The 11,549-nt window shown below is 66.5% G+C and carries 13 protein-coding genes; 4 read left to right on the top strand and 9 right to left on the bottom strand.

Annotation, left to right across the window (positions count from 1 at the left end; all coding sequences use genetic code 11):
- The first annotated feature begins 93 nt into the window (after positions 1-93).
- The 3 genes from RAN53_RS11160 to RAN53_RS11150 all read left to right on the top strand — a co-directional run bounded on the left by RAN53_RS11160 (position 94) and on the right by RAN53_RS11150 (position 2,264).
- Positions 94-675 (top strand): Spy/CpxP family protein refolding chaperone, encoded by a 582-nt coding sequence (locus RAN53_RS11160; protein ID WP_305796895.1) that lies wholly within the window; start codon positions 94-96, stop codon positions 673-675.
- Positions 676-829: 154 nt separating this feature from the next.
- Positions 830-1,270, top strand: coding sequence for a DUF411 domain-containing protein (locus tag RAN53_RS11155; protein ID WP_305796894.1), 441 nt, complete (start codon positions 830-832; stop codon positions 1,268-1,270).
- Positions 1,271-1,448: 178 nt separating this feature from the next.
- The gene (locus RAN53_RS11150) at positions 1,449-2,264 is read left to right on the top strand and encodes a hypothetical protein (RefSeq protein WP_305796893.1); all 816 of its coding nucleotides are present in this window, start codon (positions 1,449-1,451) and stop codon (positions 2,262-2,264) included.
- 11 nt (positions 2,265-2,275) lie between these two features.
- Here the strand turns inward: RAN53_RS11150 and RAN53_RS11145 are convergent, their stop codons facing one another.
- The 3 genes from RAN53_RS11145 to RAN53_RS11135 form a co-directional block, all read right to left on the bottom strand.
- Positions 2,276-3,250 (bottom strand): alpha/beta hydrolase, encoded by a 975-nt coding sequence (locus RAN53_RS11145; RefSeq protein ID WP_305796892.1) that lies wholly within the window; start codon positions 3,248-3,250, stop codon positions 2,276-2,278.
- A 90-nt stretch (positions 3,251-3,340) separates the two neighbouring features.
- Positions 3,341-3,709, bottom strand: a complete 369-nt coding sequence (locus RAN53_RS11140) for a DUF488 domain-containing protein (RefSeq protein WP_305796891.1) — start codon at positions 3,707-3,709, stop codon at positions 3,341-3,343.
- Positions 3,710-3,756: 47 nt separating this feature from the next.
- Positions 3,757-4,197 (bottom strand): YtoQ family protein, encoded by a 441-nt coding sequence (locus tag RAN53_RS11135; RefSeq protein WP_305796890.1) that lies wholly within the window; start codon positions 4,195-4,197, stop codon positions 3,757-3,759.
- Between the two features lie 195 nt (positions 4,198-4,392).
- Here RAN53_RS11135 and RAN53_RS11130 point away from each other — a divergent pair, with 195 nt between their 5' ends.
- Positions 4,393-4,839 carry a YHS domain-containing (seleno)protein gene (locus RAN53_RS11130; RefSeq protein ID WP_305796889.1) on the top strand — a complete coding sequence of 149 codons (447 nt, stop codon included), beginning with the start codon at positions 4,393-4,395 and terminating at the stop codon, positions 4,837-4,839.
- Between the two features lie 113 nt (positions 4,840-4,952).
- On the opposite strand, the gene RAN53_RS11125 is transcribed toward RAN53_RS11130, so the two are convergent.
- From RAN53_RS11125 to RAN53_RS11100, 6 genes are all read right to left on the bottom strand, one after another.
- A protein-coding gene (locus RAN53_RS11125) for an IS3 family transposase (RefSeq protein ID WP_305796888.1) occupies positions 4,953-6,313 on the bottom strand; the annotation gives its coding sequence in 2 pieces (ribosomal slippage) (positions 4,953-5,857 and positions 5,857-6,313; 1,362 coding nt in all).
- Between the two features lie 497 nt (positions 6,314-6,810).
- Entirely contained in the window at positions 6,811-7,260 is a 450-nt protein-coding gene (locus RAN53_RS11120) for an ADP-ribosylglycohydrolase family protein (RefSeq protein ID WP_305796957.1), read from the bottom strand.
- Between the two features lie 25 nt (positions 7,261-7,285).
- Positions 7,286-8,089 (bottom strand): methyltransferase domain-containing protein, encoded by an 804-nt coding sequence (locus RAN53_RS11115; RefSeq protein ID WP_305796887.1) that lies wholly within the window; start codon positions 8,087-8,089, stop codon positions 7,286-7,288.
- Positions 8,090-8,380: 291 nt separating this feature from the next.
- Positions 8,381-10,279 carry an ATP-binding protein gene (locus RAN53_RS11110; RefSeq protein WP_305796886.1) on the bottom strand — a complete coding sequence of 633 codons (1,899 nt, stop codon included), beginning with the start codon at positions 10,277-10,279 and terminating at the stop codon, positions 8,381-8,383.
- Positions 10,276-11,124 (bottom strand): MOSC domain-containing protein, encoded by an 849-nt coding sequence (locus RAN53_RS11105; protein WP_305796885.1) that lies wholly within the window; start codon positions 11,122-11,124, stop codon positions 10,276-10,278. The genes RAN53_RS11110 and RAN53_RS11105 overlap by 4 nt, the downstream gene beginning before the upstream one ends.
- 51 nt (positions 11,125-11,175) lie before the next feature.
- Positions 11,176-11,520: a hypothetical protein gene (locus RAN53_RS11100; RefSeq protein ID WP_305796884.1), complete on the bottom strand. Its 345-nt coding sequence runs from the start codon at positions 11,518-11,520 to the stop codon at positions 11,176-11,178.
- Positions 11,521-11,549 lie beyond the last annotated feature (29 nt).

Raw genomic sequence — 11,549 nt, 5'->3', positions numbered from 1 at the left:
AATAGGTTGTAAGCTCATGGTGAATGCCAGTCTCGTCGCTCCGCTGTCGCGGGAGGTGACGTCTCTACCCTCGTCAGGATGAGGAGAAATACCATGGGCAACTACAAGCAGATTCTTGCCATCGCACTGGCTGCAGGCCTCGGCATCGCCGCCAGCGGCGCTGCCTCGGCTCAAGGCATGCAGCAGGGCGGCATGGGCCCGGGCATGATGGGCTACGGCCAGGCCGGCATGGGCCCCGGCATGATGGGCTACGGCCAGGGCGGCATGGGGCCCGGCATGATGGGCTACGGTCAACACGGCATGGGCCCCGGCATGATGGGCGGCGGCCATCCCGGCATGCTGCCCTGCCCGCTGATGGCCGAAGGCATGGGCATGATGCACAGGCTCGAACCCGAGCAGCGCAGCGAGATGCGCGAGCTGATCCAGCAGCACCGTCCCGCCCAGTTCGAGCGCATGGGCAAGATGATGGACCTGCGGCTGGAGTTGGTGGAAGCGATGCACGCCGAGTCGCCCGATCCCGAGCAGGTAAAGCGCCTGCATGGCCAGATGGGCGAGCTCCAGGGGGAAATGATGGCCGAGATGGTACGCATGCGAGGCAAGATGCTCGACCTGCTCACCGATGAGCAGCGCGCACAATTGAAGCGGGGGGCCAACGCTCCCGATAGCGGACAGTGACGCCCGGTGCCCGCTTGCCGGCGGGCACCTTACCTTGACTTGCGCTGGATCATTCCCGCCCGAGAGGCGTTCGGTGCAGAATGGACCAGCATGACGCGAGCCGTCACATGACCGACAAGCCCCCTATGCTTCTCGCCACCCAGGAGAGCCGCCTATGAACCGAACCGCTTCCACCCTGCTCGTCTCCGCCGCCCTGCTGCTGGGCGCCGGTAGCGCCCACGCCACCCTGCCCGCCGAGGCGACCCTCTACAAGAACCCCCAGTGCGGCTGCTGCGACGAGTATGCCCGCCACCTCGAGGAGCACGGCGTCAGCGTGACCATCGTCGATGATGTCGAGCTGGGCAAGATCAAACAGGACGCCGGCCTGCCCTATGGCCTGGGCTCCTGCCACACCATCGAGATGGGCGAGTATGTCATCGAGGGGCACGTGCCCATGGAGGCGCTGGAGAGGCTCTTCGAAGAGCGCCCCGACACCGACGGCATCGGCCTGGCCGGCATGCCCATCGGCACCCCGGGCATGCCGGGACCCAAGCAGGGCGACTGGAACGTCTACCAGTTCAGCGACGGCGAGGCGACGCCCTTCATGACACTGTAGCGGCAGGGTAACCCCGACATCGGGCACGTTGCCGCCTCGGCCGGAGGCGGCGACGCGTTGGGTGGCAGCCTTTACCGCGACAGCACCGAACGCCACCGGCATCAGCCGCCTACACTGTGGGCGTAAGCCCGGCCATGGTGACCGCGGCACCCTTACCTCACGAGGGAGGAGAAACGCCATGAACAAGACCGCCGTTCGCACCCTCCAACGATTCCTTTCCGACCAGCACACCTACCATGGCAGCATCGACGGCATTCGCGGCCCCAAGACCCTTGCCGCCGTCGATACCACGTTAAGGGACCTTGCCGGCCGACTGCCCGACGGGGCCGAGCGCTGGAGCGACCGACGACGCGCCGTCGCGTGCCTGCAGCTGGCCTGCCGGCAGAGCGAGATCGAGGTGGGTCCCATCGACGGCCTCTGGGGCCCGCAGACCGAGTATGCGTCGAGCGTTCTGGCCACGCTACAGACAACCGGCAGCAAGCCCACCCCCTGGCGCGACCAGCAGCCGACGGATGCCAATCCCAACCATTGGTATCGGGAGGCCGAGCTGGAACAGGCGCTGGGCTCGCCGACACGCAAGCCACCCCTGACGGTAGTGCCCTGTCCCTGGCGGCTCGTGCTGGCCTGGGACCTCGCCACCAGCCCCAGCGGCATCGGCTGCCACGAGCAGGTCGCCGACAGCCTGGCTCGCATCCTGAACCGCGCTCATGATCACTACGGGCCCCAGCGCCTCAGGGAGCTGGGCCTGCACCGCTACGGGGGCTGTTACAACAAGCGTCGCAAGCGCGGCGGCACCCGCTGGTCGACCCATGCCTGGGGCCTGGCCATCGACTGGGACCCGAGCCACAACAAGCTCAAGTGGGGGCGCGACCGTGCACGCCTGGCCCGGCCGGAATACGCCACCTGGTGGCGCCTCTGGGAGGAGGAAGGCTGGGTCAGCCTGGGACGCACACGCAACTTCGACTGGATGCACGTGCAGGCGGCCAAGCTCTGACGCCAGGCGGCTCACTCCCGCAGGATGGTCATGCGACGCGTCTCGTCCTCGGGGAAGACCCGGCCGCTCTCCAGTGAGGCGAAGAGGTGCCGGAACACCACGCCGGGCTCCCCCGGGGCATCGCCGGAGCGGAAGTAGGAGTGTCCCTTGGGGTAGTCATAGCGGGTATTGACGTCGTCGCAGTCGACCGCGAAGACATTGCGTGCTACCCGGGTCATGTCTTCCGGGCCGGTGTGACCGAGCCGCCGGGAGGCGATGCGGTTCCTCAGGTTGGAAGCCTTGCTGGCACGCAGCGCCAGGTCATCGGAGGCAAAGTAGACGGTCACGTTGCGTGAGCTGTGCACGATCAGTTCACCGCTGTGCCCCTCCTCCAGCGACTCGTTGACGATATCGGCGGCGACCAGGAAGGTATTGCGAAACAGCAGCGGCACCCCGCCCGGCAGCGAGTACTTGTGCCAGACGCGCAACGTCTCGCGCAGCACGCGGTTGCCCATGGAGTGGGCCAGCACGTTGATGCGCTTGAGGCAGGGAGTGGGGTCCTGCTTGAACTGCTCGCCCTCGCGCCAGTCCAGGAAGCGCTGCAGCACCCGGGCGAAGGAGAAGGCGCTCAAGTCGGCCGACTCCTGGTCGTCCCAGTAGTCCTTGACCACCCCCAGGTCGTTGTCGCAGGGCCATACCAGGGGAACCACCAGCACCTCGCCGGGCCGGGCGGCATCGCAGAGGCCCTGAAACTCCTGCACCGCCGTAAACACGTCTTCGGGAAGATTGGAGAAGCCATGGATATAGATCAGCACCTGGCGAGCCTCACTCTCCTTGAGCCGCTGCAGGAAAGCCGAGCTGCCGATCTCCTGGTAACCCCCCTCTGCTTGGCGCTCGCAGTAGAACACCGAGTTGCTGGAGGCGTTGTTGTTAAGATCGAAGGTGAAGTTGCGGTCGATTCGGGTACGGATGCTCTGGGTAGGAAAACGATTGGTGATGAAAAGCATGGCGACCCCCTCACAGGACGACGGCAGGCTACCGCCTTATCCTTGAAGTTAGCAGCTGCCACGGAGTTGGCCTCCCTGCACCGTTAACGGCTACCCGGCGCGCAGCCGCGGCTCGAGCATGGCCAGGTAGTCGGCAAGCACCACGGCATTGTTGTGGTGTTCGTCCTTGGCGGCGAACACCAGGGTCACCCTGTGCTCGAAGGCGCGTCGTGCCAGGGGGCGAAGGCGTTCACGGTGCGCCTTGAGCTCGCGCAGATAGCGGCGGCGAAACTCGCCCCATTCACACTCGCCGGCGTGGAAGGCCTTGCGCAGCGAGTCGCTGGGGGCGACCTCTTTCGGCCAGTCATCGATGCGGGCGTCGGCCTTGGCCACGCCGCGGGGCCACAGCCGGTCGACCAGCACACGATGGCCATCCTCGGGAGCAGGCGCCTCGAAGGCGCGCTTGAGGGCCAGGCTCATGGGCGTCCTCCTGTGATGGGTGACGCCCACAGTGTAGCCGACCGGCCTCAGGCCTTGAGCACGTAGCGCAGCACCTCGACCACCTGGTCGGTGGTGGTGCACCAGGCCTGGGCCTCGGCGTCGACCTCCTTGAGCGGGTGGACGATATCGGCAGCGTGCAGGGTCACGTAGGGCGTGCCCAGGGCGGCGCAGTAGCCGGCATCGAAGGCGGCGTTCCACTGCTTGTACTTGTCGCCGAAGCGCACCACCACCAGATCGCTCTGCTCGATCAGGGTGCGGGTACGGATGGCGTTGACCTTGGAGGACTGGTGGTCGCGCCAGAACTGGCTGGGGGTCTCGCCGAGGTGGTCACCGGCGGCGTCGCTGGCGTCGTGGTCGGTCACCGGGGCGGTGAACACCACGTCCAGGCCGGCCGCCTCGGCGCCACGCCGGATCTCGTCGCGCCAGTCGGTGTGGATCTCGCCGGAGAGATAGACGTGAAAGCTCATGTGAGGCTCCTGAGTCGCAATCGCTGGAGCCGCCATCATAACCCAGAAGATCATTTACTGGAAATCCATTCCATTTCATGCAGCCAGCCCTTGTAATGAGCCCTTGTACCCCGCGAGCACGGTCATGACGTCCTGTAAGGTCCTGAGCCGTCGCCCGACAGAATCCTGTGACCCCAGGGTCGAGAGGAGGCAATCATGAAACGCACACAGGGGTGGAGGGCCGCCGTCCTGATGGCCGGCCTGACCTGGTCGCTGGTGGCGGCGGCAGACGGCCCCATCTTCACGCGCGACGGCCTGGCCATCGGCGGCACCGACCCGGTGGCCTACTTCACCGAGGGCAGGCCGGTGGCGGGCTCACCGGACTACCAGCTGGAGTGGCACGAGGCCACCTGGCGGTTCGCTTCCGCCGAGCATCGCGACCGTTTCCAGGCCGACCCCGAGACCTACGCCCCGCAGTACGGCGGCTGGTGCGCCTGGGCCGCGGCCCGCGGCGAGGCCGCCTCGACCGTGCCCGAGGCGTGGAAGATCGTCGACGACAAGCTCTATCTGAACTACAGCCGCTTCATCCAGTGGCGCTGGGAGCGTGACATTCCCGGCCATATCGAGGCCGCCGATACCCACTGGCCGGATATCTTCGAGTGACGACCCCGCCTGACGGTCACCATCAGGCCGCTGGTGCCGAATAGCACGCTCTTGCCACCCCAACGAAAAAGGCCCGCGATCTTGAACTGACCCCCAATAGTTGGACGGTTCATTCAGCCGGCGCCCAAGGCCTGAGTCCTGTACTGTACGGGGCTCAGGCCTTTTAGTTTCAGCCTGATGCGTTCGTGGTTGTAGTAATGGATGTACTGGTCGAGCCCTTGCTGCAGCTGCTCAATGGTGTCGAACCGGTTCAGGTGGAAATACTCGGCCTTCAGGGTGCCGAAGAAGCTCTCCATGGCGGCATTGTCCAGGCAGTTCCCTTTTCGTGACATGCTGCGCAGTATCCGCTTCTCCACCACCAGGCGGCGATAGCTGGGGTGGCGATAATGCCAGCCCTGATCCGAATGGAGCAGCGGCCGATCCCCTGGCATCAGCCTGCCAAAGGCTTTCTTCAGCATACCCTTCACCAGGTCGAACACCGGGCGCGGTCCTGTCTGGAAGGCAATGATCTCTCCGTTATACAGATCCATGACTGGTGACAGGTAGAGCTTCTGGCCATTGACCTTGAACTCGGTGATGTCCGTCACCCACCGCTGATGGGGACGCTGAGCCTGAAACCGACGCTGCAACGTATTGGGAGCGGCATAGCCTTCCGCCCCTCGGTAGGCACGATATCGCTTGGGGCGAACCAGGGACTTCAAGCCCAGCAGTTGCATCAGCCGCTGGACGGTCTTGTGGTTGATCGTCTCTCCTGCCTGCCGCAGGACGGCGGTGATGCGCCGGTAGCCATAGCGCCCTTTGTGGTGGTCGTAGATCGTCCGGATACGCACCTTCAGCGAAGCATACCGATCGTCAGCGCCCAAGGCCTGGATCTGGTAGTAGAACGTGCTGCGCGGCAGCTCAGCCGCACGTAGCAGCAGAGCCAGCGGATGTTTATGCCTTAATCCTTGGACGGTCTGGGCTTTTTGACCCACGTTGCCGCCCCCTTTTCCCGGATCAAGGCATCGAGCTTTTTTAGGTAGGCATTCTCGGCACGCAGATACGCCAACTCCTTGAGCAGCTCCTCCTGGGAGCGCTCAACATCAGGCGGGGGTAGTGAGGAAGGCGGCTTCTTGGTCATCGGGTGGCGTCCCTTGCGCTTTGGCTCCAGTGCAGTCAGACCACCACTATGGTACTGACGCTCCCATCTGCCAATAACGCCGCGCTCGCGGATATCGAACAGGGCTTCCGTCTGACGCCGTGACAAGCCATCTCGCCACATCGTCTCAAGGACCTGCAGCTTGAAAGCCGCGCTGCGGTGCGTGTATTTCTTGCGCAGGCCCACCACGCCATGCTGACGGTAGCTATCCCGCCATGTCCGAACCAGGGAATGGTCCAGGCCATGCTGGCGGGCTACCTCCCTCAAGCTGGTGTCATCATGCAAACACTGCTGTGCCACCTGCAGCTTGAACCACTCGTCGTATCGATTGCTCATAAAAACACCCCGAAGGTTGGATTGGGTGTCCAACTTTCGGGGTGCAGTTCATCTCTCGGGGGCCTTTTTTTGTGCTGACGGGTTCATCGACTCGATGAGGTAGCGAGTTGCCCGCTGAACGCCTAGCCGTGTGCCAAGGTGTCGCTATCGAAGGAATGCAGAGGCCGGCGTGGAAGAAGGACAGCAACCGGCCAGAAGCGGCCATTGATATTTTTCTGATATTTAACGCCCGAAATGATGTAATCCAATCGTAATCCAATCGGGGACAGACCCTTAAATCCAATCGGGGACAGACCCTCATTTCTCGTTTTCACACAGCCTCGGTCGAAAGCTGTCCTTCGACCAATACATAGACACAATCAATCCCGCGGCCGCGAGCTGACGAGTGTGGGCCTACATCCCCGACCTCGTAACACGCTACCGCCTGGAAGGCGCGCAAGGGGCTGCCATCCTGGCGGTCGCGGGATCTGAGCGTCGCCATCCCTGCAATCATCGAATCACTTCACGTTAGCAAAGATTGCTTCGGGTTGTATCACCGGAGTCTGATGAAAAGGTCGTAGGTTTCTGGTGCCAATGCTGGCCGGACTCAGCCGCTGGCGGGGTCTCGATGCGAAACCGCATCGGTCATGGGGAGATGGCCTGCCTGAAGCCGGCCATGCGAACCAACCGGCATCGGGACCAGGGAAGGGCTCAGTCGAGGCGATGATGGCCTGAGGTACCGAGCCCCGGCAGGTCACGTCGAAGCGATAGCCGGGGCGGATGTCGTCGAGGCGCGGCGCGAGGTCGTAGTCGAAGCGCTGCTCGATCTCGGTGAGGATCTCGAGCCGCGAGGCGCCGTGACGGGCCAGGAAGATGACGGCCGCCACGGCCTGGGCGCCGCGGATGCCCTCGGGGTGATCGTGGGTGACCTCGGCGCTGCGTCGGGCCAGCGTCAGCGCCTCGTCCAGCGCCTCCCATCCCCGATGCGAGCCCTCAGCCGCGACGGCCGCTGACCAGGTGGACCGACACCTCGAACACCGCCCGGCCGCGCGGGTCGATGACGTCGGCCAGCTCTACCTGGGCCTGGGCGAGCACCTCCTGGATGGTGGCCTCGTCGAGGTTCACCCCCATGACCGGCAGCCAGCCGCGCAGGTCTGCCTCGAGCAGGTGGCCGATGCCGGGAAAGTCGGCCGTCCCCTTCAGCGTAGTCACCTCGACCGCCTCCATGCCCACCTCATGGGTCATGCGCGCCAGCGCTTCCGCGTCGCCGAGGACGAAGGGGGCCTTGAGCGCCTCCGCCGCGGCCTCGCCGGCGGTTCGCGCCAGCAGGGCCACCTCGCGGGCGTAGGTGTGGTTGCGTTCCAGGCCGTCGAACACCGCCAGCGCCAGTCGCCCCGAGGGCACCAGCACGCGATGCATCTCGCACAGCGCCCCCGGCTTGTCCGGGAAGAACATCAGGCCAAACTGGCTCACCACCACATCGAACGCCTGCGAATCGAAGGGCAATTGCTGCGCGTCGCCCTGGCGCCACACCACCGCCGGGGCGAGTTCCCGTGCCACCTCGAGCATCCCCGCCATCGCGTCCAGGCCGACCACCAGGCCGTTGGGCTGAACCCGGGGCAGCGCCTCTCGGGCGAGCACCCCCGTGCCGCAGGCCACGTCGAGGACGCGGTCCCCGGTCGCGACCCTTGCCTCGTCGAGCAGCTGCGGCGCCCACTGCCGGAACAGCGAGGGCACGAAGAGCGCCTCGTAGGCGCGGGCCGCCTCGGCCTCCTGAGCCAACGCATGATCGTTCATCACTCACCTCCCCTGCCATCGCCCCTCCCCAGGCGCCCCATGCGGCACGGCGACGACAATAGCGGCGGGGCATGGGATGAAGGTGGTCACCCGAGGAGCGCGGGATCAGGCGGGCCATGGCGCTGAGGGGAGCGTGCGGGAGAGCGCGTCGACAGGTCAGCGCCTCCGTTCCCCGCCCTCTCCTGCAGTATAGTTCGGCACGGAGCGTGCGGGGCGCGGCCGGAGCCGGAGAATCGGGGGATTCGGGAATCAGGGGATCAACGCGGCCTCGGCGCCGCGCCAGGATGGGGGTCATCCGGTCAGGAAGGCGCGATGGACCTCGCTGCCGTAGCGTCGGATGATCGCCTGCTTGGTAGCATGGAAGTCGGCGACGCTGCCCTGCCGCCCGGAGCCCTCCAGCGAACGCGTGGCCAGCTCCTCGGCGATCACGTCCAGGAACAGCTCCGCCAGCAGCAGCCGCGCGGCGTCGCGGAAGTGGCCGCGGCCATCCACGTAGAGCTGTACCGTCGGCGCCCCGGTGTTGATCAGGATCTTGCGCTCCGTGGGGCTGTAGACGGCGCGGTCGAGGCTCTCCTCGAGGTTGCGGAACTCGTAGCCGAGGAACATCGCCTCGCCGTGGTCACGTGCCGGGCCGCGATGCGGCGCGTGGGGCACGCCACCCTGGCCGTGATGGGAGGCGTGGCGGGCCAGCACGAACTCGCACCAGGCCCAGTAGGCGCCGGCACGCACGTTGATCTCGCCCCTGGCCCCCTCCTCGCCACCTTCCAGTGTCCAGATCAGGCGCCCCTGCTCGTCGAGCTCATCCAGGCTCACCCGGGTGGGGGTGGCATCGATGGCGAGCGAGTCGGGCAAGGCATAGTCGATGGCAAGCGTCGCCCCCTCGGGCAGCTGCGCGCGGTCCACCAGCAGCGCCACATGGAAGGGATGTCCCGGCTGGCGATAGTAGAAGGGAGTGGTGAAACGCAGCGCGGTGTCGAGCCCCGGCGCCTCGCGGGGTTCGCCTACCGGCGGCGGCGTGAGCCCCAGGTCCTGCACCGCCGCGCGGCTCATGCGCTGCAGCAGGTGCTCGATCATATGGTCGGTGCGCTGCGAAGTGGTCGCCCGCGCCAGGTGCTTGAGCTTCTCCTGCTCGGCCAGCACGTGAGGGGCGATGAGGCGGGACACGGCCCGGGAGAAGGCCTTGACAAAGTCGCTGCGGGGGTTGAGCCCCTCGCGCTCGTCGCTGATGATCGCCTCGCCCTCGGCGAGCTTCTCGAGCAGCGCCGGGCAGCGCACGCTGCCGAACAGGTACTCGGTGCCCACCTGGTTCTCGTAATCGAACAGCTGGCAGTCCAGGGCCGCCATGCCGGAGAGCACCACCAGGCCGTTGGTGCGGTCGTCCCCGTGCAGGGTCAGCTCCGTCCCCCGGGAGCGCTTGAGCGTCAGGGTGAAGGGGACCTCCCGCTGCTGGTAGAAGAAGCTGCCGGACTGCTCCGGGCCCACCAGCGTCAGCGCCGGTGGCTCCTGGAAGCGGATCCGGGCGCTCTCCTCCACCACCCGCCCGCGCCTCAGGTGCGCCAGGCTCACCGCGCGCCGCTCGAGGATATCGCGCAGGTAGACGTTGTCGGCCAGGGACTGCACCAGGGTATGGAACTGGCTGATGGGCACCTGGGGGTTCTCCACCACCAGGGTCACCCGGGTGCCGTTGGCCGCGATGCCGAGCCGGCGGTGGTCGCCTTCGGTGGCGGCACGGTCGCCTTCACCATCATCGAACAGGTAGCCGCCATTGGCGTCGCGGAACAGCTCGATGCGGGTGTGGCGACCCTCGTGCAGGGTCTCAAGCCAGCCATGGCCCAGGCCGTAGATCGCCTGCTTTAGGCCGCGCCCGAAGAAGCCGCGTCCCTCCCCCTCGCCCCGGGAGAGCGGGCTGTGGGCCCCGCCGTAGGTGAGGATGCTGGCGGCACGCGCAAACGACATACCCTCGGCCTGGTCGGTGACCTTGAGCAGGGCGCCGTTCTGGTGGCGCTCGTACTCGATGCGGATCTCGCCACTCGCGCCCTCTTCCCTCGCGCGCCCACCGGCACGCTCGAGGCGCCCGTAGCTGTCGTCGCTGTTGGTGATCAGCTCCACCAGGGCCTTCTCGATGGAGGCGAAACGCCGCGAGTCGATGCCGATGACCCGCTGGTCGACGGGGATGGCGCCAATGGTCATGAGCGTGCCCTCGCTGTCAATTCGTCCCCTACCGACAGCCTCGCCCCCTCCCCCTCGAGGACGATGGCGTTCTGGCCGAAGTAGCCGCCGGGCGCCAGGCGGGTGTTCATCTCCACCAGGGTGCGCAGCGGCTCGCCGGGCACCGCGATCTCGCCGGTGGCCTGGTCCACGGTGGTGATCTTGCAGCGCTGGCAGGGCTTGCGCAGGCCAAGGCGCCAGGCGCCGTCGGCCGCGGCCAGGGTGTCCCAGCCATCCTCGGTGAAGGGGCCGGCCTCATCGACCACCAGGCTCGGCCGGAAGCGGCTCATGGGCACCGGGGCGAGCCCCTTGGCGGCCAGGCGTCGGTTGACCTCGGCAAGCGACCCCTCGCTCACCACCAGCAGCGGGTAGCCGTCGGCGAAGCCGGTATGGGCGCGCTCGCCGGGCGCGAGGTAGTGAGGCTCGACGGCACGGCGGTGCTCGGGGGCGAAGCGCACCAGGCGCAGGCCGCTGCCGCGCAGGTCGCCCAGCACCGCGCCCAGCCATTCGCGGGCCTCGTCACCCTCGTCCAGGGCGTCGCAGCGGTCCTCCCACACATACACCGGTAGCCGGACAAGCTCCCCCGTCACCAGGGGCAGGCGCAGCGGCGGCGCTTCGGGGTGCATCAGCACCAGGGCATCGGCCTCGAGGCTCACGCGGATGCGCGCCATGGCCGGCAGCTGACGCTGGGTGACGAAGCGCCCCACGTCGTCGACCACCATCCAGCGGCGATCCCAGGCGAGACCCTCGGCGGTCAGTTCTGCCGCATCCAGGGCGATGCCGCCCAGCGACTTGACCGGGTAGATATTGAGCTGGGTGATCTTCACGGCGAGCTCCTGGCAGGGCAATGCCCAGAGCCTATCCCAGCCGCGGGTGGATTACAGCCGGGTGGTCTCGATCACGTGACCGATGATGGGGTAGCCGGCCTTGCGGGCGGCCTTCTCGGCTTCCAGCTGGGCCTCGACCTTGGAGATGCTGGAGGAGACATGCTCGAACACGCTATCCATCTCGAGCTGCTTGGTGCGCACGGCCAGCTTCACCAGGTGGCCGGTCTTCGGCGCGCCTTCGGGCTTGCTGCGCGGCGCCTTGACCTCTTCGCCGGCCTCCCTGGGCCACTCGGGGGGCTGGGTGGCCGCCTTGCGTCGAGTTTCCTGCGCGTTGTCCATGAAAGTGTTGATATCGCGGCGCATCTGCCGCTCGAACTCGCTCAATTCCGTTTCCATCGTGTCTCCGTCTACTTCAATCGTCGCGC

It is taken from the genome of Halomonas sp. SSL-5, from assembly GCF_030708455.1.
GTDB lineage: Bacteria > Pseudomonadota > Gammaproteobacteria > Pseudomonadales > Halomonadaceae > Halomonas.
This window is presented reverse-complemented; position numbering and strand designations above follow the sequence as displayed.

Excerpts from the sequence above, each read along its gene's own strand:
- RAN53_RS11160 (WP_305796895.1), top strand. The coding sequence starts at position 94 with ATGGGCAACTACAAGCAGATTCTTGCCATCGCACTGGCTGCAGGCCTC.
- RAN53_RS11155 (WP_305796894.1), top strand. The coding sequence starts at position 830 with ATGAACCGAACCGCTTCCACCCTGCTCGTCTCCGCCGCCCTGCTGCTG.
- RAN53_RS11150 (WP_305796893.1), top strand. The coding sequence starts at position 1,449 with ATGAACAAGACCGCCGTTCGCACCCTCCAACGATTCCTTTCCGACCAG.
- RAN53_RS11145 (WP_305796892.1), bottom strand. The coding sequence starts at position 3,250 with ATGCTTTTCATCACCAATCGTTTTCCTACCCAGAGCATCCGTACCCGA.
- RAN53_RS11140 (WP_305796891.1), bottom strand. The coding sequence starts at position 3,709 with ATGAGCCTGGCCCTCAAGCGCGCCTTCGAGGCGCCTGCTCCCGAGGAT.
- RAN53_RS11135 (WP_305796890.1), bottom strand. The coding sequence starts at position 4,197 with ATGAGCTTTCACGTCTATCTCTCCGGCGAGATCCACACCGACTGGCGC.
- RAN53_RS11130 (WP_305796889.1), top strand. The coding sequence starts at position 4,393 with ATGAAACGCACACAGGGGTGGAGGGCCGCCGTCCTGATGGCCGGCCTG.
- RAN53_RS11115 (WP_305796887.1), bottom strand. The coding sequence starts at position 8,089 with ATGAACGATCATGCGTTGGCTCAGGAGGCCGAGGCGGCCCGCGCCTAC.
- RAN53_RS11110 (WP_305796886.1), bottom strand. The coding sequence starts at position 10,279 with ATGACCATTGGCGCCATCCCCGTCGACCAGCGGGTCATCGGCATCGAC.
- RAN53_RS11100 (WP_305796884.1), bottom strand. The coding sequence starts at position 11,520 with ATGGAAACGGAATTGAGCGAGTTCGAGCGGCAGATGCGCCGCGATATC.